Genomic DNA, 26,736 nt, shown 5'->3' on the forward strand with positions numbered 1-26,736 from the left:
AATAATAAAATTTATCTTCTTTTAACTCCGTAAATTCTAGCTATTTTTGCAAAAAATTATTCTGTGAATTACTTATCGGTTGAAAATATAGCTAAATCTTTTGGGGAAGTCGGACTGTTCTCCAATATTTCTTTCGGGATCAATGAAGGACAAAAAGTAGGCTTTGTAGCTAAAAACGGAAGTGGAAAAACCACTTTGCTGCATATTTTGGCAGGTACCGAGTCTCCAGATGAAGGACGGGTGGTGTACAGGAAAGATATTACTTCGGCATTTTTAGCCCAAGAACCAGATTTGGATCCTAATTTAACTGTAGAAGAAACTATTTTCGCTTCAGATAATGAAATCATGCGGGTAATTGCCCAATACGAAAAAGCCCTCGAAAACCCCAATGATGCCGATGCCTATCAGAAAGCCTTCGAACTTATGGAAATGCATCAGGCATGGGATTTTGAAACTCAATATACCCAGATCCTTTTCAAGATGAAACTGGATCAGTTAGACAAAAAAGTGGGGGATCTTTCGGGCGGACAGAAGAAACGGTTGGCGTTAACAGTGATGCTCTTAAGCAAACCAGATTTTATTATTCTGGATGAGCCTACCAACCACCTCGATTTGGATATGATAGAATGGTTGGAAGAATTCTTCCGGAAAGAGAATTTTACCATTTTCATGGTAACCCATGATAGGTATTTTCTTGAGAATGTGTGCAACGAGATCGTGGAATTGGAAGATGGAAATCTTTATACCTATAAAGGAAATTACTCCTATTATTTGGATAAAAAAGATGCGAGAATAGAGGTAGATCAAATAAATACCGATAAAGCAAAGCAACTTTTTAAAAAGGAACTGGATTGGATGCGCAGGCAGCCAAAAGCCCGGACCACCAAATCCAAATCCCGTATAGACGATTTTCATGAAATCAAGGATCGAGCTTCCAAAAGGCGCAAAGATCACCAGGTTCAGCTGGAAATCAATATGGAACGTTTGGGAAGCAAGATCGTAGAGATCCACAAGATCTCTAAAAGCTACGAAGGCAAACAACTCTTGGATAAATTTGAATACAACTTTCAAAAAGGGGAGCGTATCGGGATCATTGGGAAAAACGGAACCGGAAAATCCACATTTTTAAACATTTTAACCAGTGCGGTAAAGCCAGATTCCGGAAAAGTGATTATTGGAGACACCATTAAATTTGGATATTATACGCAAGGTGGAATTCAGGCTAAACCGGGTCAAAAAGTGATCGATGTGATTCGTGAGTTTGGAGATTTCATCCCATTGCAAAAAGGAAGACAGATTTCTGCACAGCAGCTATTGGAACGTTTCCTTTTCGATCGTAAAAAGCAATACGACTTTGTAGAGAAGTTAAGTGGTGGAGAACGCAAGCGGCTTTATTTGTGTACTGTTCTTATTCAGAATCCAAACTTTCTGATCTTGGATGAACCAACAAACGATCTGGACATTGTTACCCTAAACGTCTTGGAGAATTTCTTGCTGGATTTCCCTGGTTGTTTGGTTGTGGTTTCTCACGACAGGTATTTTATGGATAAAATCGTGGATCATCTTTTTGTTTTTAAAGGTCATGCTGAAGTGGAAGATTTCCCGGGCAATTATTCCGATTACCGGGAATATGAATCCAGCCAGATTGCTGAAGCCAACGGAAAACCAAAAAATACTGAAGCAAAAGCAACTTCGGTTAAAGTTGAAAACAAAGAAGATAGTGGACTAACCTATAACGAAAAGAAGGAATTCAATAAGCTCGAAAAAGAAATCGCTAATCTAGAGAAGAAGAAAGAAAAAATCCAGCAACAATTTTTAGAGCCATTAAATGCAGATGAGATTGCTGAAAAATCCATAGAATTAAAGGAGGTTTCTGATAGTATTGAAACAAAAACAGAGCGCTATTTTGAATTGGGGGCTAAAGAAGCCTAAACGTGAGGGGTGAAGGGCGAGGGGTTCAGGTTTCTGAAATTTTGAATTTTGAAAATTAATGAAATGTCACCTCGAGCGTCCCGACAGCTTCGGGAGAGAGGTAATTTTAACTTTTAAAAAAATTGCACCAAATTTTAGCATACATAAAATTCTTGTACAAATCTACCAATCAACATGGGGTACACTCGCCTTTTGTATATGACCTGCTTACAAAATGTCTTTATTCAAAAGAAAACAATCCTCATAAAAACAAGTTTCAAGAATATTACACCAAACTCCGAAACGACAAAAAAACCATCAAGGTAACGGAGTTTGGTGCTGGAAGTCGGGTTTTTAAATCCAATGATCGCCAGGTTTCAGCTATCGCAAAAAATGCAGGAATTCCTTTAAAGAGAGCACTTCTTTTAAACAAATTGGTTTCTTATTTTCAGTTTGAATCTGGGCTGGAACTAGGAACCTCTATTGGGATCTCATCCATGGCAATTGCCATGGGAAACCCTATTTCACTAACCACGCTAGAAGGTTGCCCAGAAACGGCCAAAGTAGCTCAAAGCTATTTTAAGGAATTTGGATTAAAAAACATCAATCTACAAATTGGGGAATTCGATATAAGTCTGAATTCCATCTTAAAAGAACCACATCAAAAATTCGATCTCATTTATTTTGACGGAAACCATCAAAAAGAACCTACTTTAAAATACTTTGAAACACTTTTACCTTTGGCCCATAACAATTCGGTTTTTATATTTGATGATATCCATTGGTCCCAAGAAATGGAGGAAGCTTGGGAAGAGATAAAAGAATACCCTGAAGTGAGGGTAACGATAGATAGTTTTTTCTGGGGAATTGTTTTTTTTAGAAAAGAGCAGGAAAAAGAGCATTTCACAATTCGATTGTAACAAATATCAAAACTGGTCGTCCTATTGAGGCTATAAATTTATTGGAACTATACTATGAGCAAGGTTATTGAGATACGAAGCATTACTCGGGATTTTCCCTTAGGACAAGAGATCATTAAGGTTTTAAAGGGAATAGATCTGGATATAGAAAGAGGAGAATATGTAGCATTTATGGGACCTTCCGGTTCTGGAAAATCCACTTTAATGAATCTCCTTGGTTGCCTGGACACACCAACTTCTGGTCAATATATTCTTAACGGGAACGATGTAAGTAAGATGAGTGACGATGAACTTGCAGAAATTCGCAACAAGGAAATTGGTTTTGTGTTCCAAACTTTTAATTTATTGCCACGAACCACCGCACTGGAAAATGTTGCATTGCCCATGGTGTATGCCGGTTTCTCTAAAGCCGAGCGTAAAACTCGCGCAGAAGAAGTGCTTGCCAATGTTGGGCTAGCCGATAGAATGGACCATAAACCCAATCAGTTATCGGGAGGGCAGCGTCAGCGTGTGGCAGTAGGAAGGGCCTTGGTTAACAAACCCTCCATTATTCTTGCCGATGAGCCAACCGGAAACCTGGATTCTATTACTTCTTTGGAGATCATGAATTTATTTGATGAGATTCATGCTGCTGGAAACACGGTGATCCTAGTAACTCATGAAGAGGATGTTGCAAAACATGCCCACAGAATTATAAGACTTAGAGATGGAATTGTTGAAAGTGATGTTCGAAAAGAGACCATAGCTTCAGATAAAAGTTTATAAAATAAGAATCTAAACGAAGCATTACCTTTACCAAAAAGAGATTCCTCCTACCGTCGGAATGACAAATACACAAATGTCATTCTGAAAGTAGTGCAATGAAGTGAAGAATCTCAAAGACATTACTGTATTATAATCAAGAACCTCGGGGCAAGCCCACGAGGTATGCATTGGAAACTATTTTTAAAAAATTCGAGGCAAGCCTCGGGGGATTAAACCCTCGATGAGGGATTAAATGCTTCTCGACTGCGCTCGAAGCGACAATACTTAAAAAATTATTTCTATCCAGATAGCTATCCGGACGTCGAAATGGAAATAATTGAACTTGGCTTTTAAAGTTCATTTTCTTACCTTGTATTAAATTCATCTACAAAATGATCGATTTTGACAGGGAAACCTGGATTTATTTATTGATAATTGCAGCTGTGATCACCTATTTTCTTTGGAATAAAGGCAGTGCAAGTAGACTTCGCAAACATAAAAAAAACAAAAATTTCAGGATGCGCTATTTAGCACGCAAAAAGAAAAAGAAAGCTGGGTAGCCCGATTTAAAAATTCACATGTATTGATATTGGAAAAGTATATTTAAATGTATTTCTAGCTAGGACGTCACCCGGTCCCGAAGGCTTTCGGGATGGTTTCAGGGTCTAGTTATGGTTAGATTCTACTCATGTTAGATGCTGAAATAATTCCGATAACTATCGGAACAGCATGACGGTCTAATTACAAATTCAATTTTATGAGTAAATACAGACATACATTTCCTTAATTACCTTCTTTGAATGTTTGTATCTTTGAGTTTTTCAAAATAAAATCAACATGAAAATATACACCAAAACCGGTGATAAAGGAACTACTTCCCTATTTGGGGGAACCAGGGTTCCAAAACACCACATTCGAATAGAGAGTTACGGAACAATAGATGAATTGAATTCACATATTGGGCTGGTAAAAGATCAGGAAGTTGGGGACCAAACCCGGAACATATTAAATAGGATCCAAGATAGGTTGTTTACCATAGGAGCAACCCTTGCAACAGATCCTGAAAAGGCAGTTTTAAAAAGCGGACAGGAACGTTTAAATATCCCTACGATAACAGCAGAAGACATCCAACTTCTGGAAAAGGAAATGGATTCCATGAATGAGGAGCTGCCAGAAATGACTCATTTTGTGCTTCCCGGAGGGCATTCCTCTGTGTCAATATGTCACATAGCTCGCTGCGTTTGCCGTCGTGCAGAGCGTTTATCTACAGCTCTTTACGAGTTAAGTCCGTTCGACGAATTGGTTTTACAATACCTTAACAGGCTATCTGACTACCTATTTGTGCTGGCACGGAAATTGTCCAAAGACTTACATGCAAATGAGGTAAAATGGATTCCTGAAAAGAGGAATTAAACAAATTGAAAATTATTCAGCTAGCTTGGAGATTTCTTGAAGAAATTGACATTTTAGACCATGTTCTTAACATTATTGACTAAATAATAGATTTTTTACTTGCCTATTACAACAAAAAAATTATTTTTGCAAAAAATAAACACCGATAAATCAATGTATTGGACATTAGAATTGGCATCTTATTTAAGCGATGCACCTTGGCCGGCAACAAAAGATGAATTAATTGACTACGCAATTCGAACGGGAGCACCATTAGAAGTAGTAGAAAACCTTCAATCCATAGAGGATGAAGGAGATTCATATGACTCTATTGAAGAAATCTGGCCCGACTATCCTACAGACGAAGATTACCTTTGGAACGAGGATGAATATTAGAAAAACATAACACGTAAATACTAAAAAAGTCTCCCAAAAGAGGCTTTTTTTTTGCGTACATTTGAACCATATTAAACACAAAAAACTATGAGTTTTTTAGATTCTGTATTAAAAGTCTTTGTTGGCGATAAGTCCAAGAAAGACGTTAAAGAAATACAACCTATAGTAGAGAAAATCAAAGCTTTGGAAAAGGAGTTCGAAGCGCTTTCTTTAGATGAACTACGGGAAAAAACAGTTGTTTTTAGAAAGAAAATCGCCGATGGCACTAAAGATATCCGCTCAAAAATTGAAGCCTTAAACAGCGAAGCAGATGCATCTGAAGATATTACCAGAAATGAAGATATCTACGCAGAGGTCGATGCCTTAAAGGATGAAATGTATAATACCACAGAAGGTATCCTTAACGACATTCTTCCCGAAGCCTTTGCTACCGTAAAAGAAACGGCCAAACGTTTTGTATATAATCCCAAGCTAAAGGTTACCGCTACAGCTTTCGATAGAGAAATCTCTGCAGAGAAAGACTATGTGGAGTTGGAAGGAGATCATGCAATTTGGAGCAACTCTTGGGATGCTGCCGGAAAACCGATCACTTGGGACATGATTCATTATGATGTTCAGTTAATTGGTGGTGTGGCCATGCACCAAGGTAAAATTGCCGAAATGCAAACTGGGGAAGGTAAGACACTCGTTGCAACCCTTCCCATGTATTTAAATGCCTTAAGCGGAAACGGGGTACACCTTGTGACCGTGAACGATTATTTGGCAAAAAGGGATAGCGCTTGGATGGCTCCCATTTTTCAGTTCCACGGAATTAGTATCGATTGTATAGATTATCACAGGCCAAACTCTGCTGCAAGAAGAAAAGCATATAATGCAGACATCACGTATGGCACCAACAATGAGTTTGGTTTCGATTATTTAAGGGATAACATGTCCCATTCTCCAGATGATTTGGTGCAACGCCCACACAATTTTGCAATTGTAGATGAGGTGGATTCGGTTTTGGTAGATGATGCAAGAACACCTTTGATCATTTCAGGTCCTATTCCAAAAGGAGATATTCATGAATTTGAAGCTTTAAAACCTGCAATCCAGAATATTGTAGACGTTCAGAGAAGTCATCTGATCAAGGTGCTAGCTGAAGCCAAAAAATTGATAGCTGCCGGTGACACTAAAGAAGGTGGACTTCAACTTTTAAGGGTTTTTAGGGGTTTACCAAAAAACAAGGCACTTATAAAATTCCTCAGTGAAGAGGGTATTAAGCAGCTTCTTCAGAAAACCGAGAATCATTACATGGCAGATAACAATCGTGAGATGCCAAAAGTAGATGAAGAACTTTATTTTGTTATCGAAGAAAAAAACAATCAGATAGATCTTACCGATAAAGGGGTGGAATTTTTATCTGGAAAAGATGATCCGGACTTTTTCGTAATGCCGGAAATTGGGATGGAGATCGCTAAGATCGATAATGAAGGACTTAGCAAGGAAGAGGAAGTAGAGAAAAAAGAAGAGCTTTTCCGTGAATATAGTGTGAAAAGTGACCGTATACATACCATGCGCCAGTTGTTAAAAGCCTATACCTTGTTTGAAAAGGACACAGAATATGTGGTCATGGAGAACAAAGTGAAGATCGTAGATGAGCAAACTGGTCGTATCATGGACGGGAGAAGATATAGCGATGGTTTGCACCAAGCTATTGAAGCTAAAGAGAATGTAAAAATTGAAGATGCTACGCAAACTTTTGCAACGGTAACCCTACAGAATTTCTTTAGAATGTACCGCAAACTTTCAGGGATGACGGGAACTGCGGTTACTGAAGCGGGGGAATTATGGGAGATCTATAAATTGGATGTGGTGGAAATTCCAACCAATAGACCAATTGTACGATTTGACCGTGAGGACCTTGTTTACAAGACCAAGCGTGAAAAATTCAATGCGGTGATAGATGAAGTAACCAAACTTTCGAATGCTGGAAGACCAGTTCTTATTGGAACAACTTCTGTAGAGATTTCGGAATTGTTGAGTAGAATGCTGAAATTGAGAAACGTTCCCCATAATGTATTGAATGCAAAATTGCACAAGAAAGAAGCAGATATTGTTGCTGAAGCTGGAAATGCTGGGATCGTTACAATTGCAACCAACATGGCAGGTCGTGGTACGGATATTAAATTGAGCAAAGAGGTTAAAGAAGCAGGTGGTTTGGCCATTATAGGTACAGAACGCCATGACTCCAGGCGTGTCGATAGACAGTTACGTGGTCGTGCAGGTCGTCAGGGAGATCCGGGAAGTTCCCAGTTCTACGTTTCGTTGGAAGATAATTTGATGCGTTTATTTGGATCTGAAAGGATCGCGAAATTAATGGATAGAATGGGCTTGGAAGAAGGTGAAGTAATTCAGCATTCCATGATCTCCAAATCCATTGAACGTGCACAGAAAAAAGTTGAAGAAAACAACTTTGGGGTTCGTAAACGTTTATTGGAGTACGATGATGTAATGAATGCCCAAAGAGAGGTGATCTACAAACGTCGTTACCATGCACTTTTTGGGGATCGGTTAAAGGTAGATATCGCCAATATGATCTTTGATACTTCTGAAGTTATAGCTGAATATAACAAAGCAGCATCCGATTATAAGAATTTTGAATTCGAACTTATCCGTTACTTCTCTATGAGCTCTCCCGTTTCTGAAGAGGATTTTGGAAAAATGGATGTGCAACAGATCGCTGGAATTGTTTATAAGGCAGCATTCGAGCATTATCATAATAAGATGGAACGCACGGCTACGTTGGCGTATCCAATTATTAAAAATGTATACGAAGATCCAGCTAATAATTTCGAGCGTATCGCAGTTCCTTTTACAGATGGTGTGAAAAGCTTACAGGTTGTCACCAATCTTGAAAAAGCATACGAAACGGAAGGAAAACAACTGACAAAAGATTTTGAAAAGAACATCACCCTTGCAATTATAGATGAATCCTGGAAAACGCATTTGCGTAAGATGGACGAATTGAAGCAGAGTGTGCAATTAGCGGTACACGAACAAAAAGATCCTTTATTGATCTATAAGTTTGAAGCTTTTGAGCTGTTTAAATCCATGATAGAACAAGTAAACAAAGATGTGATCTCATTCCTGTTCAAAGGAGAAATTCCAGAAGGAAATACTACCAATATCCAGGAAGCACGTCAGCCTAAACGTCGTGAAAAAATTGAAACCACTAAGGAAGAAATTCCAAATCTAGATGAACGCTCCGCACAAAGCAGGGCTGCGGGTCAAACACAATCCCGTCCTCAAGTAACCGAAACCATTGTTCGCGATCAACCAAAGATTAATAGGAATGATAAGGTTACCATTAAAAATGTGATGAGTGGTGAGAATAAAACCTTAAAGTACAAGCAAGCAATCCCGCTTTTGGATAAAGGAGACTGGGTGCTTACCGGTCAAGAAAGCTAGAATAAAACGTTTTCCAAAAACACCAAACCCGGCAAATTGCCGGGTTTGGTGTTTTTAATAGTAGATGAGATGGTTTAAACGTCATCCTGAATTTATTTCAGGATCTCTATTATTTGAAAATTAGAAATCAAGAACCTCGGGGCAAGCCCACGAGGTATACATTGGAAAATAATTAAAAATTCGATTTACTATAAACTTTGACAGGCTCGGTTTGACATTCTGGGTTTTGTCACTTCGAGCGGAGTCGGGAAGTATTTACTATGATAAAGTGATTTCCCTAAGATTCTTCACTTCATTCAGGATGACATTTGCGTATTTTGTCATTCCGACGGTAGGAGGAATCTTTTGAAATGGAATATATTGCTTTACCGAGATCCTTCAACAGGCTTAGTTTGACCAGTAACTTATCAGCTTTCAAATAATAAAGATCCTGAAACAAGTTACCATTGACGGATTCCTAAAATATATCAATTTCCTATGCTTTATGTTTTTAGCAAAAATTTTAAGATGACCAACAATAAACAGGATCATTGGCCACAAATGCACGAATTATTGGTTATAACAATCCTGGAAAATTATTCGTGAATTCGTGGCAATATCCAGAGAATCAACAAAACGCCGAACAATGCTGAACTGGTCTTAAAATATTAAAAATCTGGAAATAAATTTCCTTTAGAATTTTAAACACGTCAATTTCCTACGCTAGATAATTTTTTTATCACGGGCCTCAGGATGACGAACTTCGAAATTCTATGTAGCTTCTTTTTTAAAAATAAAATAATTCTTAGTTTTTGATACCTTTAGCCTTCTAACCAAAGGATCTCAAAAATGAATAAAGTTTCAATAGAAATTAAGTGGGGTGTTATTTTTACAATTATAGCCCTGCTTTGGATGGTTTTTGAAAAAGCTATGGGCTGGCATGATGTTTATATTGCCAAGCATGCTATTTATACCAATTTCTTCGGAATAATAGCCGTATTAATTTTTGTCCTTGCTTTAAGGGACAAAAAAGCAAATTTCTATAATGGAATCATGACTTGGCGTCAAGGTTTCGTGGCAGGGCTAATCGTAACCATTGTAATTACAGTGTTGTCGCCTTTATCCCAGTTTGTCACCAGTACCTATATAACTCCCGATTATTTTAATAATGTGATTGCTTATAGTGTGGAAACTAAAGTGATGAACCAAGAGCAAGCTGAAGCTTATTTCAATTTGAAATCCTACATTATTCAGGCTACTTTTGGAGCATTGGTAATGGGCGTGGTAACCTCAGCAGCAGTTGCATGGTTTTTAAAGACGAAGAAGGAATAAGGTTTCAAGCAAAAAAAATACTGTCATTTCGAAGGAGTCTTCTGCGACCGAGAAATCTTTTTTTACTTCGGACAGGCAGTTCCCTTGAGATCTCTCCCGATGGTCGAGATGACAAACCAAAAAAATCAATTATATAATTAAAAAAAACTGTCATTTCGAAGGAGCCTTTCGCGACCGAGAAATCTTTTTTACTTCGGACATACAGTTCCCTTGAGATCTCTCACTAGGTTCGAGATAACAAATTCAATCAATCTTCAGCAATAGATTAGGATCTGGACAATTTTCTAAATAAAAATCCAGTTTGTCTGCAGATGTAACTCCTGGATAATCCCCGGTAAAACCCTGTATATCTTTGATAACCTGAAAATGTAAATGCGGTGCATAATCTCCATTCACCTTCCGGGAACCAAGTGCCCCGATTTTATCTCCAGCTTCCACAATCTGCCCGAAACTTAGGTTTTTAATAGAGTCTTTGCTTAAATGGCCGTAAAGCGTATAAAAAGTTCTATCTCCCACCATATGTTCCAAGATGATTGTTGGTCCGTAATTACCAAAACCTTCGTTGTCCTTAAAACTATGTACCGTACCTTCTAAGGCTGCCAATATTGGAGTTCCGGTATCGCACCAAAGATCCAATCCTATATGTATGTTCCTTTCAGAAGGGGTTGTTTCGTTTTTGAAGATCACACTGCGTTGGTATAGGGAACGCTTCTCATTATAACCGCCATAAGCCACTTTTGCGTTTTTGGAAGCAACATAGCCTTCTATAAAAGTCTTCACTGCATTCGCAGATGGAATGGGCATCTCTCGAATATCCTTATTTGTTTCGGAAAGATCTATGTGAACAAAATCCTTCTTTGCAAAGGTTTTATCCAGAACAGGAGTGAATTCTTTGGTACAATCCTTTATAAATTCAACGAAATTTGATTTGGACATTGAGCTATTTTTTTCAAAAATAACTTATTTTATATACACGTCGCTAAAACTTGCATTTATGTTAACACTTCCATTTCCATCCTTGGATTTATAGTACCCATTAAGGATCTCGTTATCGTAAGATTTAGTAGATTTTATAGAGGTTGCTTTTGGATATTCAATATTGCTTTGAGTGCCATTATAATTGAAATTTAAAGGAGCGCTTGGTAAAGACAATCTTAGGTCGCTATTTTCTAAAGTGATATCTAAATTTTTAAACCCTGTATCCAATTTACCAACCGACAATTCTCCAAATGTCCCGGAAAGTATCCCTGTATCAGTGATCTCCTTGATAGTTACATCGCTGGAATTGGAAATGAGTTTAATGCTTTTAGCCTTGCCAATCTCACAATTCTCTACATAATTGGTTTTAAGGATTCCATAATTCCAAACATTTATATTTATTGGACTATAGGATACATTAACTTTAGTTTTCTCGCCTTCAATAATATTTGCAGAAAGGCTACTGTGCGATAAATTAGCTTTTAAATTAGTGGTTTTTTCTCCCAATTTCAATTCGCCATATCGCACATCCAAATCTAAATTGGCATTTTTCGGGATTTTGATTTTAATTATACGTTTGCCTTGAGAAGAAACTCTTGTGGTTCCGTTTCCTTCTCCTTTATAACTTTGTTTTGCTTCCATTTCTTTTCCAAAATTCTCGCCCCAGGTTTCCATTTTTTTTCCAAAACTCTCACCCCATTTTTCCATGTCTTTTCCAAAATTCTTTTCAAAATCTTCTCCCCAGGCTTCCATTTTCTTTTCAAAATCCTTTTCCCATACCTCAGAGTTCTCCTCGAATTGTTTCCCCCAGGCTTCCATGGATTTTTCAAAATCCTTTCCGAAGTTCTTCTCCATCTTTTTCTCCCATTTCTCCATATACTTATCTCCATCCTTTTTATAGGCATCATAATCAAAGTCCATATTTCCCATCTTCTCATGGAATTCTGGCGGTAACGGATTTTTACTGATATTTTCCAACATTGGCGCTATCATATCTGTCATCATAGGTCCGAGAATATTTTGTAAATCTCCCATAGATTCGGTTAATGAAGAAAGGTCCATGTTTAAGTTCATGCCAGTAGTTCCACCGCCGGAGTTGATTTCAATTTTATCTGAATTTCCTGAGGTCTCCAATTTCCAGCTTTCCAATGCTTTTTTGGCATCTTCGCCTTTTAAATTTCCTGCTTCCAGATAGGCTTCTATAGCTACTTCATTCTTATCCCAATTTTCAATAATTATATTGGTGTATTTTGCATCTATCACTACAGAAACATCCTGTTTGGTTTTATAAGTCTTCTCGAGTTTTTTAGTTTGTGCAAATATCCCTACCGAAAATAGTAAGCAGAAAAGTAGGATATAATTAGACTTTATAGTTTTCATTACGTGTTTTTTTAGTTTGTTTGATTTCATTTAATTTATTCTTGAGCTTGTACAGCAAGTCCAAACGAAATTGAAGGTTTTCGACCATTGCTTCAATAGTTTGCTCATTGGGACCTGTTTCATTAAACTCGGCATTCAAGCGTTTATATTCTTTATTTAATTCGGACATTTTTCCCATGAAGGAATCTATCAAGGCTTTGTTGGTAGGATTTACTTCCAGTTTGGCCAATTCCATATTGATCCCTGCTAAATAATAGTTTTCGATCTTTTTAAAATCTGGGGAAACCTCGCTTAACTGAAATTCTTTAACCGGAAGCTCATTTCCATCTTCTTTGATCTCTGGAGAAACAACCAGTGGAGTTTCCGTTTTAATAATTCTGTCTTTGTTCAAAAAGAATGCTCCAATTCCTACTGCTACAATAAATATTGCCGCAATTTTTAAAAAGCCAAACGTATTGCTGTTCTTTTGTGTTGGCAACGCAGCATCCAGCTTTGCCTCAAAACGTTCTTGATGGCCTTTACTTAACTTTTCCTTAGTCCAAGGCTCATCATCCTTGAACATATCTCTAATATCCTGTGCCATTTCTAAATGCTTTTAATTTTTCCTGTAATTTCTTTTTTCCTCTATGTACTAATGTTCTGGAGGCTACTTGTGAGATCTTCAATATTTCTGAAATCTCTTCATGATCATAACCTTCAATTAAATAAAGCATAAGAGGATATTTATACTTTTCTGGAAGTTCCTGAATTTCAGCTTTCACTTCCGCTACTCCAATGCCATCATCCACCTGCCAATCTTGAGCCTCATCATCTGCCACCTTCTCCATCAACTGCTCGTTCAGTGCAACATATTCAAGTTTTTTGGCCTTTAATTGATCGAGGCACTTATTGATAACGATCCGCTTTAACCATGCCCCAAAAGTTACTTCTCCAGAATATTGATGCAGTTTGGCAAAGGCCTTTACAAAGGCTTCTTGCATGGCATCTTCTGCCTCGGCTGTATCCCGAAGGAATCTGCTGGCAACAATGAACATCCCGTCACAATAACTATTGTATAGTTTTAATTGTGCTTTTCTGTTGTTGGCACGACAATCTTCTATGAGTTGATGCTTTAACAAAATTTGATACTGCTTAATTGGTTAGTACTTGAAAGACGAGCTAAAAATCCTCTTGTTGCAAAAATTAGTGATTATTTTTGAAAAAATTCATTCTGAAAGGTGTTGTGCAATTTTGATTAACAATCATATGTATATTCGTAAAGTATCATAAAGTGTTATATACCATCATTCTGAACTTGTTTGAGAACCTCATAACACTAAGAACCAATACAGTAAATAGAGACCCTGAAACCAGTTCAGGGTGACGATGCGGAATTGTCGTCATGCTGAACTTGTTTCAGCATCCCATCAATTTATATAAAAAACACGTCAATTTCCTGCGCTGGAAAATTTTTATTACAGCCCTCAAGGTGACGAAAGAACTCTAGGACAAAAAAAGGATATACAAACAATCATTTTTAATTTAAGGCATTTGGTATAATTTTAGAAAACAATTTTTAAACAAGGTACAATTCAAATGAAAAGGTCACAGCGCTTTCCCATAAAGATCATTATCGCAGTAATTGCAGTTATCATTGGGTCAATACTTATATGGCGTTATGCTACCAAGGCTCATAGCCCAGAAGATATAAGTGTGTTTTCTGAAGATTCTTTAAAAATGGAAGTCGTTTATAATAGGCCTTATAAAAAAGGAAGGAAAATATTTGGTCAACTAGTGCCTTATGGTAAAGTTTGGAGGACGGGAGCCAATGAAGCCACCACTTTTTCTACGAATAAAGATATTTTAGTTGATGGTTCCCCCCTTCAAAGTGGAACCTATACGTTATGGACCATCCCCAATCAAGATTCTTGGAAGGTGATCTTTAATTCCAAGATGTATCCTTGGGGCATCAATCTGGAAAAAAAAGCAGCTCGCGATCCCAATTTCGATGTTTTGATGTTAGAAGCTCCTGTGATCAAGGTTCAGGACACCTTGGATCAATTCAGTATTTATTTTGAAAAGGCCAACGATCTTGTTCTATTCAATCTAGCCTGGGATGATGTTAAAATTACTATCCCGATTAAAAAATAAAAGAGCTGTCCAAAAAATTAAATTTCGAACAGCTCTTGCTTTAGCTAACTAGAATACTATAATTGAGTTTTTCCTCAATTATTCATCCAACATTAAATTTAATGTAACATCTATATTATCTCTTGTAGCTCTAGAATAAGGGCAAATTTCGTGCGCCTCGTTTACCAACTGTTCTCCTTTTTCTACCTCTACCCCAGGAATATAACAGTCCAAAACAGCTGCCAATTGTAGATTACCGTCTTCCAGGGTTCCCAATTTCACGGTTGCCGTAACGTTAAAATCTCCTAGATTTACTTTGTGTTTCTTAGCAATTACCTGTAGAGCGCTTCCAAAACAAGCAGAATATACGGCTGCAAACAACTGTTCCGGATTGGTGAAATCTTCGCCTTTCCCACCCATACCTTTCGGCATGCTTACTCTCATATCTAATATACCATCGTCACTTTTTACATGTCCTTCCCGTCCTCCAGAAGTTGTAACTTTGGCTTTGTACAATGTTTTCATCTTGTATATTTTTGATTAATTTTAATTAAATTTGAAGATACCAACATAAGCCATTTACTTCAAAAGAAGTGCTCATAAATTTGTCATAAATCTCAATTTCCATCTTGTCCAAATCAGCTAAAAAATCTGCCTTACACCAATCAGCAAGCATCCCTGCAACTCCAAATATTAATCCGGCGTCGAAAGCTAAGATCAAGACTTCAAGAAAAAAACTATTTGAAGATTCTACTTTAGCTGCGAAACTGTTGGCAGGAGACAAAACTGCCTTGAGTAGAGGGATCACCTTGGTGGAAAGCAACCAAAGCGATCATCAGGCAATTGCCGAAAAATTGATAGAAGAATGTCTGCCGCATGCTCATAAGTCTCTTAGAATTGGGATCACGGGCGTTCCCGGGGTAGGAAAAAGCACCTTTATTGAAGCTTTTGGTAGTTACTTGATCCAACAAGGCAAAAAAGTAGCTGTTTTAGCGGTAGATCCAAGTAGTTCTGTTTCTCACGGAAGTATTATGGGCGATAAAACCCGAATGGAGAAGCTGGTGACCGAAGAAAATGCCTTTATTCGCCCCTCTCCATCCGGGGATTCCCTTGGCGGCGTTGCAAAAAAAACCAGGGAATCCATCATTCTCTGTGAAGCTGCGGGTTTTGACATTTTACTTATAGAAACTGTTGGCGTGGGACAAAGTGAGACCACCGTGCATAGCATGACAGATTTTTTCTTATTGCTGAAATTGGCCGGTGCAGGAGATGAACTACAAGGAATTAAACGCGGAATTATAGAAATGGCTGATGCTATTGTAATAAACAAAGCCGATGGGGATAATTTGAAAGCTGCCAAAAATGCGAAACTGGAATTTAACAGGGCCTTGCATTTATATCCTCCAAAAGCCAGTGAATGGCAACCAAAAGTCTCTTTGTGCAGTGCTTTAGAGGAAACTGGGATCACCGAAGTTTGGGAGATGATTTTAAAATATAAAGCGTTGGTAGATAAAAACAATTATTTTCAAATTAATCGCCATAATCAGAATAAATTCTGGTTATTACAAACCATCAACGAGCATTTAAAAAGCAGGTTCTATAAAGATCCCAAAATCAAAAAAGCATTGGAAGAACAATTGCGAGCCATAGAAAATAATGAAACCACGCCTTTCGCAGCCGCAAAATTATTGCTGAAAATACAACGCATTTAAAAATTTAAGCCCTCATTTCCCTTATGAAGATTTTAAAAAAGGCCTACCACAATTATCCCGTAGTGTTGCTCCTTCTTTTGGGGGTTTTAATTTTTATCACTAATCTGGATGTACTTATGGTAAATATCATGGAGGCCCGTAATTTTATTAGTGCCAGGGAAATGCTCACTCATAATAATTGGATCTTCACCACGATGAATGAGGCAGCTCGCTATGAAAAACCTCCGTTCCCAACGTGGTTAACAGCGATTTCCGCCTATCTATTTGGTATGGAAAGCTTGTTTGCCTATCGTTTGCCAGCAGCTTTAACTTCAATTTTTCTCTCTTTTATATTTTATAAGCTTCAGCTGTTATTGGTAATAAAAAAGAAGCTCGCATTTATCTCCAGTCTAATTTTAATGACTTCTTTTTATATTATTTTTTCAGGCAGGGACGGGCAGTGGGATATTTTTACCCATGCCTTTATGATGGGTTGTATTTATTTCATTATTCGTTTATTTAAAACTAAAAAGAACAACTATCCCTATGCGATTTTTGCCGGATTATTTTTTGGAATTTCTGTGTTGAGCAAAGGGCCGGTTTCCTTATATGCCTTGTTTTTGCCATTTTTGATAGCGTACGGAATAAGTTATAAGTTCAAAAATCTTTCTGAAAAATGGCCAGCCCTTCTCCTATTTCTAATTGTAGGAGTCTCATCTGGTGCGTGGTGGAGTGTGGTGGTGCACTATTACGATGCTGAAGCTTTCGCCGCAGTGGCAGAACTTGAAAGTAGTAGGTGGCTTAATTATAACGTGCGGCCTATTTGGTATTATTGGAGTTTCTTTACCCAAAGTGGAATTTGGACTATTCCAGCTTTTGTAAGCTTGTTCTATTGGTATTTAAAACCAAGGGTTTCTAATTTAAAAGCTTATAGATTCTATATCCTATGGACGCTCTTTTCGGTTGTTTTACTTTCCTTAATTCCTGAAAAGAAAAGCAGGTACTTATTGCCGGTATTAATTCCTTTGGCATTGACTACGGGATTTTATGTGGAATACATCATTAAGAATTTCAGACAGGGATTATCAAAAATAGAGCGATTTCCAGTTTATCTCAATTTTATAGTATTGGCAATAATTGCAATTGCTGCTCCTTTTGTGCTTTATAATTTCTTTGGCGAAGTAATCTGGGAGAAATCTTTCAGCTTTGTTTTAGTGAGTATTGCATTGCTTTTAATGGGAGCTGGCTTTGTCTTTGGCTTGCTTAAAAAGAAACCAAAATTGCTGTTTGGGTTACAATTTCTAATGATTTTGGCGATTTTAAATTTCGGTTTTCCCTTAGCCGAATTGATCTCTCCACATCGAAATGTGCCAAATATAGCAACGCTTATTAAATTTGAAGAAGCTGAAAATATACGAATTTATGAAGCCTCCGGAATTATTCCTGAGTTCATTTTTGAATATGGAAAACCTATGCCTATCGTAAAATCTGAAGAAGAACTTCCAACTCAAGCCAACGATAATAAATTTGGAATCCTAGTGTCTCAAGAGGAAAAACCGGAGTGGCAGGAAAAATTCCGAAGCTATAATTTTAAGCTGATTGACACCTTAGATCTCAATCCAACAATGGATAAAGGAAAGAACAGCCGGTTGATTCGAGAATTCTATGTGTTGACTAAAAAACAATCTTGAATTTTTGGAAGAAAAATTTATGCAAAACCACAAATAATAAGCCCAATAATGTTCCTATTAACATCCCGGTGATCACATCTAAAGGATAATGAACCCCAACGTAAATTCTACTGTAGGTTACTATTAACGCCCAAAAGAGTAGGAAATAAATAAGTTTTGGATAGAATTTTTTCAGAATTAATCCAACAAATACTGCCAAGGCTGTAGAATTAGATGCATGTGCAGAAAAATAACCAAATCTGCCACAACGCTCTGCAATAAATCGTGTCGCCTCTTTCACGCCTTCTTGTCCGCAAGGTCTTGGTCTTTCAAAACCATGTTTAAAAAGATTTGCTAACTGGTCGGTACAGGTAATCATTAAAGCAACCAACACCATAGTGATCAAGGTTCCTTTGACACCAATTTTTTTATAAATCAAAAATAATAACACCGCATACAGCGGAATGGCAGTCCATTTATCGGTCATCAAAAGCCAAAAAGGATCCCACGTAGGGTTGCCAAGATTATTTAAATAAAGGAATAGCTCCCTGTCGTATTCTATTAGTTCATCTAACATTAAAAATTAATTGGGTGTTCTTAAAGTATCATAATCGATAAGCAACGGTCATTCTGAACTTGTTTCAGAATCTCATTACACTTTAACGACCCTGAAATAAATTCAGGGTGACGACATGAATTTTATGACAAAAAACGGATACATATAAAATTAATCGTCGTATCTGGATACTTCCCTATCGTAAAATTCATTTGCCTGTGTGATCAAGATCTCAGCTTCGGTAGCAAGTTCCTTTTCATCACCTTTATCAAAATCTTCCAACCACTCTACATCGTCGTTTTCCAAATTGATTATAAATCTCGGATATTCTGTGTGGATCACAAAAATAGCATCCGGAAAATCGGTATTATCACCTAAAAGAAATTTTGGGAATTCCATAGTTTATATTTTTTATAATTTTCAAAAGGAAGGCTGTCAAAAATGCCATTTTTCATCCTATATTATTCTTCAGGATAGCTCAATATCCTTTTTCTATTTTCAACTGATAAATTTATTCTGAAATCATTTCAGCATAAAATCAAGCAAGCTTCAGAATTAATTTTTTACTTAAATAATTGAACCTAAAATACAACATTATAGCCGATGCCGTTAAACCTGCCAATAAGCCAAGCCAAATCCCCATACTGCCCAAATTTTCTGCTCTTCCATAATAAATTGAAACTGGGAACCCGATGATCCAGTATGCTATAAAACAAATTACTGTCGGAATTTTCACGTCCTGCAATCCTCTTAATGCTCCGAGAATCACAACCTGAAGGCCATCACTTAGTTGAAATAAAGCAGCAACCACCAATAATTGAGCGGCTAGAATAATCACGTCTACATTGTCCAGATATAATGTTGGCAACCAATCCTTCATTAAAATAAAGAGAATGGCAAAAACGGCTTCAATTAAAAACACCAGTAAGAAAGTGGATATTGCAATCCGCCGGAGTTCTTTATAATTATGCAGTCCTTTTTGATTTCCAACCCGTATGGTTGCAGTTACTCCCAACCCAACGGCAATCATAAAAGTCATAGAGGCCAAATTGAGTGCTATTTGATTTGCAGCCTGCGGATTGGTTCCTAACATTCCTGCCAAGAAAATCGTGCCAGTAAAGATGGCTACCTCAAAGAACATCTGTAAAGCAGTAGGAAATCCAAGCGCCAATATTCTTTTGAAGATTGCAATTTTAAAAAATTCGTTTTTAGACCAAATAAAATAAGGTTTGAATTTCTTTTTCTTTCTTAATACTTCCCATAAAAACCATAGCATAAAGAATCTGGAGATCAAGGTTCCTATGGCCGCCCCTTCCAGCTCCAGCCTTGGGAAGATCCAAAAGCCATAGATTAATATAAAATTGAATACTACATTTACCACATTTGCGAGCAAGGTGGCGTACATGGCATATTTTGTTTGTGACAATCCATCGGCAAACTGCTTATATGCCTGAAAGATCATTAAAGGGATCATGGAAAAAGCAACTATTTCCAGATATGGAAGGGCCAATGCAACCACTTCTGGCGGCTGATCCAAATGATATAAAATAGGCTTAGCCAACAATAACAGCAGGAAAAGGGCAACTCCATTTACGGTACACAACATCACGCCATGATGAAAATAACTTCTTCCCTTTTCTATATTTCCCGCTCCATCTGCCTCGGCAATTAACGGGGTTATTGCAAAGGAAAAACCAATCCCTAAGGACAAGGCAATAAAGACCAAGCTATTTCCCAAAGACACTGCTGCCAATTGGGCAGCACCTAGCCGCCCGATCATTAAATTATCGGCAAGACCCACCAACACATGACCCAGTTGTCCCATCATTACAGGAAAGGCGATGCTTAAATTATATTTGAACTCTTTGGTGTAGGCTGTTAGCTGCAATTTCTAAAATTAAGTGGCAAAGATAACAGGATTTGTTTGGGCAAAAATTGAATTCCATTTTAATTTTCAATAAAGAGAGCAGCTATGATTTTTAGAAAATTAAAATGGAACCAATCATCCGGGTTTGCTACAGAAACGCATTTTTAAATCATTAAATTCTTTGGTTTTCTTCATGCTTTTCAGGTCGCCTCGGAATTATTGCACCATCACTTTAATCTATGTTGAAGATCCTAAAACAATCCCGAAAGCCTTCGGGACAGGGTGGTGTGATCCTTTTAGAAGGATAATGATTTATTTGGAAAAAAAAATGATATAAAAAACTAGACTTTAAAAAGGTAATACTGTCACCTAAAGCTTTGAAATTCCATATTTATCTACTAAGTAAACCATGGATGCCATAGTAGCAGCACCTAGTTCCAGTTCCCTTTTATTAATATGATCAAAAGTGTCATTTTCTGAATGATGATGATCGAAATAGCGTTGAGAATCTGGTACCAAACCAGCAAGTACGGTTTTGCCATTTTTCAACGGACCAATATCTGCTCCTCCATGACCAATCTCGAAATAGTGAATTAAATAAGGCTTAAACAACGGTTCCCAAGCTGCTATTTGATCAAATTGATCTTGTTTTGCTTCAAAAGAAAATCCTCTGGGAGTGAATCCACCAGCATCACTTTCCAAGGCAAAAATGTGGTTTTCCTTCTTCCCTTTAGCTACTTCAGCATATTTATTGCCGCCACGTAAACCATTCTCTTCATTCATGAACAAGACCACACGAATAGATCTTTTAGGCTTTATTCCAGATTCTTTTAATAGTCGCAAAACTTCCATGGATTGAACCACTCCAGCACCATCATCATGAGAACCATCGCCTACGTCCCAGGAATCCAAATGTCCGCCTACCACAATATATTCATCAGGAAATTGGCTTCCGGTAATCTCACCAATTACATTGTAACTTTGCACATCTGGCAATTGTTCACTATTCAGTTTAAAATAAACCTCTGTTTTCTTTTCAATTTTCAAAAGACCGCTTAAATATTCTGCATCATTGGTGCTTATTGCTGCTGCCGGAATTCTTTGAGAAGGCCTTAATTCGCCATAACTCATGGTTCCAGTGTGCGGGAAATCGTCCAACCTTAAATTCATGGATCTTACCAGCACACCAATTGCCCCATATTTTGCGGCTTCTGCAGCACCAGAATACCGCTGATCTACACAACCACCATAAGCTTCAAAGGTATTTATAAGATCTGCCCGCATTGGCCTATTATAAAATACGATTTTCCCTTTAATTTGGGCTTCTCCATACCTTGCAAGATCTTCTATTCCCTGCACTTCTATAACCTGGGCTTTCGCTCCGCCCACTGGGGTAGACACAGAGCCCCCAAGTGCCGTAATATTGATATTCCTGGTGCTACCGGGAGCAGTTTCTATGTAAGCAAATTCCTTAGCACCACGCACCCATTTTGGGACCATAACGGGTTGTAACCAAACCTTGTCCAATCCTAAGGTCTCCAATTCCTTTTTAGTGTATTCTACCGCTTTTTGCGCATCTAAAGAGCCAGAAAGCCTCCCTCCAATATCATTGGACAAATGTTCCAACCATAGATAGGACTTGCCATTAAGCAAAGACATATCGTATAATTTTCGAAGATTCAACGAATCTTCTTGTTTGCTACTAATTTGTGAAAATGATAGCTGACTGCACAAAATGGCAAGTCCTACTATAACTATTTTTTTCATTTTGGATGTTTTTTTGAATTTAAAAAAGGTAATTATAAGATTTCTTTTTTTAAGATTTCCCTGTATTCTTCAAGGTTATTTTTGATCTCTTGAGATAACTCTGGCTCCTGAACATCTTTATATTCTGTAAGCACATCGTACAAGATCTTAGCAACCAAATAACGTGCCGTATCCTTATCGTCTGCAGGGATCACATACCAAGGAGCATGAGGTTTGGAGGTAGCATTTATAGCCTGCTCATAGGCATCTTGATATTGATTCCATAATTTTCGCTCCTTAAGATCTCCTGGGGAAAACTTCCAATTTTTTTCCTGTTTATCTAGTCTACGTAATAAGCGTTGCCGCTGTTCTTCTTTAGAGATATGAAGAAAAAATTTAAAGATCAAAGTCCCATTTTCAGCAATATGCTTTTCAAAATTTCGGATAGACTCGTAACGGTCTTCCCAAAATTTTTCGTTTACATCTTCCAAACTTGTTACCTCCGGCAAATTTTCTCCCAAAATGTATTCTGGATGCACTTTAGTAACCAATACATTTTCATAATGTGTTCTATTAAATACTCCGAATTTACCCCGAGCAGGAAGTGCGATATAATGTCTCCATAAAAAATCATGCTTTAACTCTAAAGAAGTTGGTACTTTAAAACTGTGCACTACCACACCCCTGGAATTAAAATCTTTGAACACCTCCCTAATCAAACTATCTTTCCCAGCAGTATCCATCCCTTGTAGGCAAATAAGCACTGCATATTTGCCATGTGCATATAATTTATCCTGCCATTTGCCCAGTTTTTCCCTGGTATCCTCTAGCATATCTTCAATCTCCTCTCCCTTGGTTTTCAAAGAAAAGGAAGTCGATTTGTTTTTTAATTTAATCTCAGAATCTATTCGAAAGTGAGCAAGATCTAATTTATCCATATTCTAAATCGTTGAATGCTAAATATACGATCTTTAAGAAACATATTTTTTTTATCTTCGCCTTTAAATTCAACAGCTTGGAAAGAGAAGAGATAATACAGAATGTTGCCACCCTACTAAAGGAAATTCCTAGTTCTATGGAGGTGGTAAAGAATGATTCTAGAAGAGATCAACGATTCCATTATTTGGCGACTCACATGGTAGATAAGGCACTTAAGAAGGATGCCCTTATTGTTTCCGAGAACCAAAAAGGTTTTGCCATCCTTTTTAAAACAAGCAAAAAAGAGGAGAATTTTTGGAAAGAATTGCCTGAACAATTGGGTCTTGTTTGGAATGTTACGGGAATAAAGAATGCTTTAAATATCTTAAAGACACAAAAACACATCAAGAACCAGCGACCACAAGAGGGTGAATATTTATACTGTTGGTTTTGGGGGATTTTAGAAGATTCCCGGGGGGCGGACAAACAAGTAGGAAAAGAAATGAAAGACGAATTCTATCGTCAAGCAAATCTTTACAACATTCCGCTATATGCCGAAACCAGAATGCGTCAAAATGCCTTGGTTTACCAAAGATTTGGATTCGAACTTTTTAATGAGTGGAAACATCCAAGTGGGGACACCATGTATTTTTTAAGGTATATTCCAGAATCTTTAAAAACCAAAGAATAATTCTTGTCTCAAAATATTAGGATTTACTGGCAAAAAGCTTCACATCTTCTTCAGTCACTTCTGAACCTCCAAGTATAATGAGGCGTTCCACAACATTTCGTAATTCCCGAATGTTCCCTGTCCAGTCATAATCCTTTAACTGATCTATAGCCTTTGCGGTAAATACCTTGACGTTGCTCCCATGTTCTTCTGCTATTTTTTCTGTAAAGAATTTCACCAAAAGTGGAATATCATCTCTACGTTCATTTAGCGGTGGCACTTTAATAAGGATGACAGCTAGCCTATGATACAAATCTTCCCTGAATTTTTTATCCTCAATTTCTTTTTTAAGGTTTTTGTTAGTGGCCGCAACTACTCGCACGTCGACTTTTATATCCTTATCGCTCCCAACGCGGGAAATCTTGTTTTCTTGTAATGCACGCAATACCTTTGCTTGAGCAGATAGGCTCATATCGCCTATTTCATCCAAAAAAATGGTCCCGCCATTGGCCGCTTCAAATTTCCCAGCTCTATCTTTATTTGCCGAAGTAAAAGCTCCTTTTACATGTCCAAAAAGTTCACTTTCTATTAATTCTGAAGGGATCGCAGCACAATTCACCTCTACCATAGGCCCGCTGGACCGGTCGCTTTTTTGGTGTATCCAATGCGCCACCAATTCTTTGCCCGTACCATTGGGCCCAGTAATTAATACCCTGGCATCTGTTTGTGCGACTTTTTCTATAATTTCCTTAATGGAAGTGATAGCGGGAGATTCCCCGATCATCTGGTATTTTTTTCCCACTTTTTTCTTAAGCAGCGTGTTTTCTACCACCAATTCTTTTCTGTCCAGTGCATTGCGAACGGTATTCAATAACCTGTTAAGGTCTGGCGGCTTGGAAATATAATCGAAAGCCCCCATTCTCATAGTATTTACAGCAGTATCCAGATCTCCATGGCCAGAGATCATAACAACTGGCACTTCGGGCTTAATTTTTTTTATGGCATCAAGGACTTCGATTCCATCCATTTTTGGCATCTTGATATCGCATAAAACTAGATCGTATTCTTCATCCTTGACCTTCTCTATCCCAATCAATCCGTCTTCAGCTTCTTCCAGCTGATAGGCTTTGTTTTCTTCAGAAAGAATTTTAACCAAAACCCTTCGTATTGCCGCTTCATCTTCTATTACTAAAATTTTTGCCATTATAATATACTGAATTTAAGACCTGTACGGCCATATAAATAATTTGTATCGTTTATGACATATACCCTATCCTGATTTTCATCCCTCAAACGAATATTATTAATAAGGCTATGACTACCGTAAATATAAAAAGAAAAATACTCCGAGAACTGTAATTCGTAACCAATCCCAGATAAAACAGTGGTCATTGAAATATTTTGAGCCAATTTTTGATTTGGAGTGTTAACTGCGTCTGGATTAAATTTTTCTTGAATATTTGCATAAAATCCATCTACGGTAACATAGGCCTGTAAAGAGCTTTTTCCAAAATAATATTTTAGATTCGTTTTTGGTACTCCCAAGGTATAGGACCATTTAGGATCGAATCTTCGGTAATAATTAACTATTGGCAATGGGAACCTCACACTGGAAGAGGTAGCATAACGCAATCCCAATATCAATCTCCATGGTTGAATAAACCCTTCGTCTTTTTTGGATTTTATAAAATAAATGGATCCAGTATATTCAACATCTTCACTTTGCAACTCTCCTGTTTCGAAATTGGAAGTCGCATTTATCTCTCCCTCTGCCCCAAAACGCCATTCTTCGGTCATTTTAAAAGTATAGCCTAAGCTAAAAGCATATGATATTAAATGTTCCAACTTTCCCGTAGGAAAAGAAGCAGCATCTTTATATTGAAAATTAACATTCTCATATTTAATTCCCGGTACCAAATAAGTTCCACTATCTTTAAGTTTAATAGGAAACCTCAAAAAAGACTTAAAACGGTTAAAAGAATTATCAGACTTGGATTGCGGAAAATTCGTATATTCTATTCTTGCCAAATCGGTTGCCTGACCATGCATTGCCACAGTTATTCCCATCACGAACAAGAAAAAGATTATCTTAAGAATTTTCTTCATTTTTTGGAGGAATTGTAGGATTGCTTGCACTGGCGGGGTGGAACATATGTACATCTCGTTGAGGGAACGGAATGGTAATTCCGTTCAATCTAAACAAATTGTCTATTTTAAATCTTAACTGACTTTTGATTTTAGGATCTACAAAGCTATCTGTAACGAAAAAGTGTAGGGAAAAGACCAGTGCCGAATCGCCAAAATCATCAAAAAGGACAAAAGGCTCAGGTTTTTTAACAATTCCTGTTTGTTCTTTGGCACATTCCAACAATATGGCTTGCACCCTCTCTGTATCACTTCCGTAGGCTACCCCAACACTTACAAATTCCCTGGTGGACCTATGGTTTTGAGTGAAATTGAACAGGATCTCACTAATAAATTTATGGTTGGGGATAATCATTACCTTATCATCCCTTGTGAGAACGCGGGTGGTTCTTAATTTAATATCTATGACCCTACCTACTCGACCTTCTATTTCGATAATATCCCCCACCAGTAGCGATTTATCCACGATAATAAACAAACCCCCTATAATATCCTGAAAGAGTTCCTGCAAGGCTAAACCTAAACCAACAAATAGGGCCGCAGAAGCAGTGAGCAACACTGTAATATCTATTCCCGAAGAACTTAAAGTAAGAATTACAACTATAAGATATACCAGGTATTTTATAAATTTGAAAACGCTTATAAATTTAAGTTTATCGTTCTCTTCCAACTTCCTGGTTAGGAATATACGAATTAATTTAAGTGCAATCGTGGTAACCACAAAAGTAAAAACAACCAGTAGAACGACACCTACGGTAATATGGATTTTACCGTCTTCGTCGCCATTAAAAGGATACAGGGTAATATTGAGAAAATCTTGGATTAGGCCCCAGATATCCTGTTCTATCACTTCCTTAACTTTTTCTACATTCCCTTGCATTG

Annotated in this window: 24 protein-coding genes; 11 read left to right on the top strand and 13 right to left on the bottom strand. The window is 37.5% G+C overall.

Translation table 11 applies throughout. The annotated features are described in order from the left end of the window. The first annotated feature begins 63 nt into the window (after positions 1–63). The 7 genes from JM83_RS02605 (at position 64) to JM83_RS02635 (ending at position 10,124) form a co-directional block, all read left to right on the top strand. Complete coding sequence (locus JM83_RS02605; protein WP_144959103.1) at positions 64–1,932, top strand: ABC-F family ATP-binding cassette domain-containing protein; 1,869 nt, start codon at positions 64–66, stop codon at positions 1,930–1,932. Between the two features lie 122 nt (positions 1,933–2,054). Beyond that, positions 2,055–2,831 (top strand): O-methyltransferase, encoded by a 777-nt coding sequence (locus JM83_RS02610; RefSeq protein WP_144959105.1) that lies wholly within the window; start codon positions 2,055–2,057, stop codon positions 2,829–2,831. A gap of 54 nt (positions 2,832–2,885) precedes the next feature. Continuing rightward, positions 2,886–3,596 (top strand): ABC transporter ATP-binding protein, encoded by a 711-nt coding sequence (locus JM83_RS02615; protein WP_144959107.1) that lies wholly within the window; start codon positions 2,886–2,888, stop codon positions 3,594–3,596. An 816-nt stretch (positions 3,597–4,412) separates the two neighbouring features. Further along, entirely contained in the window at positions 4,413–4,988 is a 576-nt protein-coding gene (locus tag JM83_RS02620; RefSeq protein WP_144959109.1) for a cob(I)yrinic acid a,c-diamide adenosyltransferase, read from the top strand. Positions 4,989–5,141: 153 nt separating this feature from the next. After that, on the top strand, positions 5,142–5,363 hold the full coding sequence (locus JM83_RS02625; protein WP_006989959.1) for a DUF2795 domain-containing protein: 222 nt from the start codon (positions 5,142–5,144) through the stop codon (positions 5,361–5,363). 87 nt (positions 5,364–5,450) lie between these two features. After that, positions 5,451–8,813: a preprotein translocase subunit SecA gene (secA, locus tag JM83_RS02630; protein WP_144959111.1), complete on the top strand. Its 3,363-nt coding sequence runs from the start codon at positions 5,451–5,453 to the stop codon at positions 8,811–8,813. A gap of 828 nt (positions 8,814–9,641) precedes the next feature. Next, complete coding sequence (locus tag JM83_RS02635; RefSeq protein WP_144959113.1) at positions 9,642–10,124, top strand: DUF4199 domain-containing protein; 483 nt, start codon at positions 9,642–9,644, stop codon at positions 10,122–10,124. Between the two features lie 243 nt (positions 10,125–10,367). Here JM83_RS02635 and JM83_RS02640 read toward each other — a convergent pair whose 3' ends face one another. Genes JM83_RS02640 through JM83_RS02655 form a run of 4 tightly spaced genes read right to left on the bottom strand, consistent with a single transcriptional unit; the run spans position 10,368 to position 13,600 of the window. Beyond that, positions 10,368–11,060, bottom strand: coding sequence for a peptidoglycan DD-metalloendopeptidase family protein (locus JM83_RS02640; RefSeq protein ID WP_144959115.1), 693 nt, complete (start codon positions 11,058–11,060; stop codon positions 10,368–10,370). 24 nt (positions 11,061–11,084) lie between these two features. Next, a complete protein-coding gene (locus JM83_RS02645; RefSeq protein ID WP_144959117.1) occupies positions 11,085–12,482 on the bottom strand; it encodes a hypothetical protein in 1,398 nt (465 codons plus the stop codon). After that, on the bottom strand, positions 12,463–13,065 hold the full coding sequence (locus JM83_RS02650) for a hypothetical protein (RefSeq protein ID WP_144959119.1): 603 nt from the start codon (positions 13,063–13,065) through the stop codon (positions 12,463–12,465). Before JM83_RS02650 ends, JM83_RS02645 begins: the two co-directional genes overlap by 20 nt. Further along, complete coding sequence (locus JM83_RS02655; protein ID WP_144959121.1) at positions 13,049–13,600, bottom strand: RNA polymerase sigma factor; 552 nt, start codon at positions 13,598–13,600, stop codon at positions 13,049–13,051. The genes JM83_RS02650 and JM83_RS02655 overlap by 17 nt, the downstream gene beginning before the upstream one ends. 457 nt (positions 13,601–14,057) lie before the next feature. Between JM83_RS02655 and JM83_RS02660 the strand changes: the two genes are divergently transcribed. Further along, on the top strand, positions 14,058–14,612 hold the full coding sequence (locus JM83_RS02660) for a DUF2911 domain-containing protein (protein WP_144959123.1): 555 nt from the start codon (positions 14,058–14,060) through the stop codon (positions 14,610–14,612). A 78-nt stretch (positions 14,613–14,690) separates the two neighbouring features. On the opposite strand, the gene JM83_RS02665 is transcribed toward JM83_RS02660, so the two are convergent. Next, complete coding sequence (locus JM83_RS02665; RefSeq protein ID WP_144959125.1) at positions 14,691–15,116, bottom strand: organic hydroperoxide resistance protein; 426 nt, start codon at positions 15,114–15,116, stop codon at positions 14,691–14,693. A gap of 104 nt (positions 15,117–15,220) precedes the next feature. Here JM83_RS02665 and meaB point away from each other — a divergent pair, with 104 nt between their 5' ends. Both meaB and JM83_RS02675 read left to right on the top strand, forming a co-directional pair. Continuing rightward, on the top strand, positions 15,221–16,303 hold the full coding sequence (meaB, locus tag JM83_RS02670; protein WP_144959127.1) for a methylmalonyl Co-A mutase-associated GTPase MeaB: 1,083 nt from the start codon (positions 15,221–15,223) through the stop codon (positions 16,301–16,303). Between the two features lie 23 nt (positions 16,304–16,326). After that, a complete protein-coding gene (locus tag JM83_RS02675) occupies positions 16,327–17,973 on the top strand; it encodes an ArnT family glycosyltransferase (RefSeq protein ID WP_261376315.1) in 1,647 nt (548 codons plus the stop codon). On the opposite strand, the gene JM83_RS02680 is transcribed toward JM83_RS02675, so the two are convergent. From JM83_RS02680 to JM83_RS02700, 5 genes are all read right to left on the bottom strand, one after another. Next, positions 17,957–18,529 carry a phosphatase PAP2 family protein gene (locus JM83_RS02680; protein WP_144959129.1) on the bottom strand — a complete coding sequence of 191 codons (573 nt, stop codon included), beginning with the start codon at positions 18,527–18,529 and terminating at the stop codon, positions 17,957–17,959. The two genes, JM83_RS02675 and JM83_RS02680, sit on opposite strands and share 17 nt — an antisense overlap. A 150-nt stretch (positions 18,530–18,679) precedes the next feature. Beyond that, the gene (locus JM83_RS02685) at positions 18,680–18,907 is read right to left on the bottom strand and encodes a hypothetical protein (protein ID WP_121346559.1); all 228 of its coding nucleotides are present in this window, start codon (positions 18,905–18,907) and stop codon (positions 18,680–18,682) included. A 139-nt stretch (positions 18,908–19,046) separates the two neighbouring features. Beyond that, positions 19,047–20,396 (bottom strand): MATE family efflux transporter, encoded by a 1,350-nt coding sequence (locus JM83_RS02690; protein ID WP_144959131.1) that lies wholly within the window; start codon positions 20,394–20,396, stop codon positions 19,047–19,049. Between the two features lie 348 nt (positions 20,397–20,744). After that, entirely contained in the window at positions 20,745–22,142 is a 1,398-nt protein-coding gene (locus JM83_RS02695) for a M20/M25/M40 family metallo-hydrolase (protein WP_144959133.1), read from the bottom strand. A 32-nt stretch (positions 22,143–22,174) separates the two neighbouring features. Further along, complete coding sequence (locus JM83_RS02700) at positions 22,175–23,059, bottom strand: PPK2 family polyphosphate kinase (RefSeq protein ID WP_144959135.1); 885 nt, start codon at positions 23,057–23,059, stop codon at positions 22,175–22,177. Positions 23,060–23,136: 77 nt separating this feature from the next. Here JM83_RS02700 and JM83_RS02705 point away from each other — a divergent pair, with 77 nt between their 5' ends. After that, a complete protein-coding gene (locus JM83_RS02705) occupies positions 23,137–23,730 on the top strand; it encodes a hypothetical protein (RefSeq protein WP_144959137.1) in 594 nt (197 codons plus the stop codon). Between the two features lie 16 nt (positions 23,731–23,746). Here JM83_RS02705 and JM83_RS02710 read toward each other — a convergent pair whose 3' ends face one another. The 3 genes from JM83_RS02710 to JM83_RS02720 are packed head-to-tail and all read right to left on the bottom strand — an operon-like array spanning position 23,747 to position 26,734. After that, positions 23,747–24,913: a sigma-54-dependent transcriptional regulator gene (locus tag JM83_RS02710; RefSeq protein WP_144959139.1), complete on the bottom strand. Its 1,167-nt coding sequence runs from the start codon at positions 24,911–24,913 to the stop codon at positions 23,747–23,749. Further along, a complete protein-coding gene (locus JM83_RS02715; protein WP_144959141.1) occupies positions 24,913–25,815 on the bottom strand; it encodes a DUF6268 family outer membrane beta-barrel protein in 903 nt (300 codons plus the stop codon). Before JM83_RS02715 ends, JM83_RS02710 begins: the two co-directional genes overlap by 1 nt. Next, a complete protein-coding gene (locus tag JM83_RS02720; RefSeq protein WP_144959143.1) occupies positions 25,799–26,734 on the bottom strand; it encodes a mechanosensitive ion channel family protein in 936 nt (311 codons plus the stop codon). Before JM83_RS02720 ends, JM83_RS02715 begins: the two co-directional genes overlap by 17 nt. Between the last annotated feature and the right edge of the window lie 2 nt (positions 26,735–26,736).

The organism is Gillisia sp. Hel_I_86, assembly GCF_007827275.1.
In the GTDB taxonomy this organism is placed as follows: domain Bacteria; phylum Bacteroidota; class Bacteroidia; order Flavobacteriales; family Flavobacteriaceae; genus Gillisia.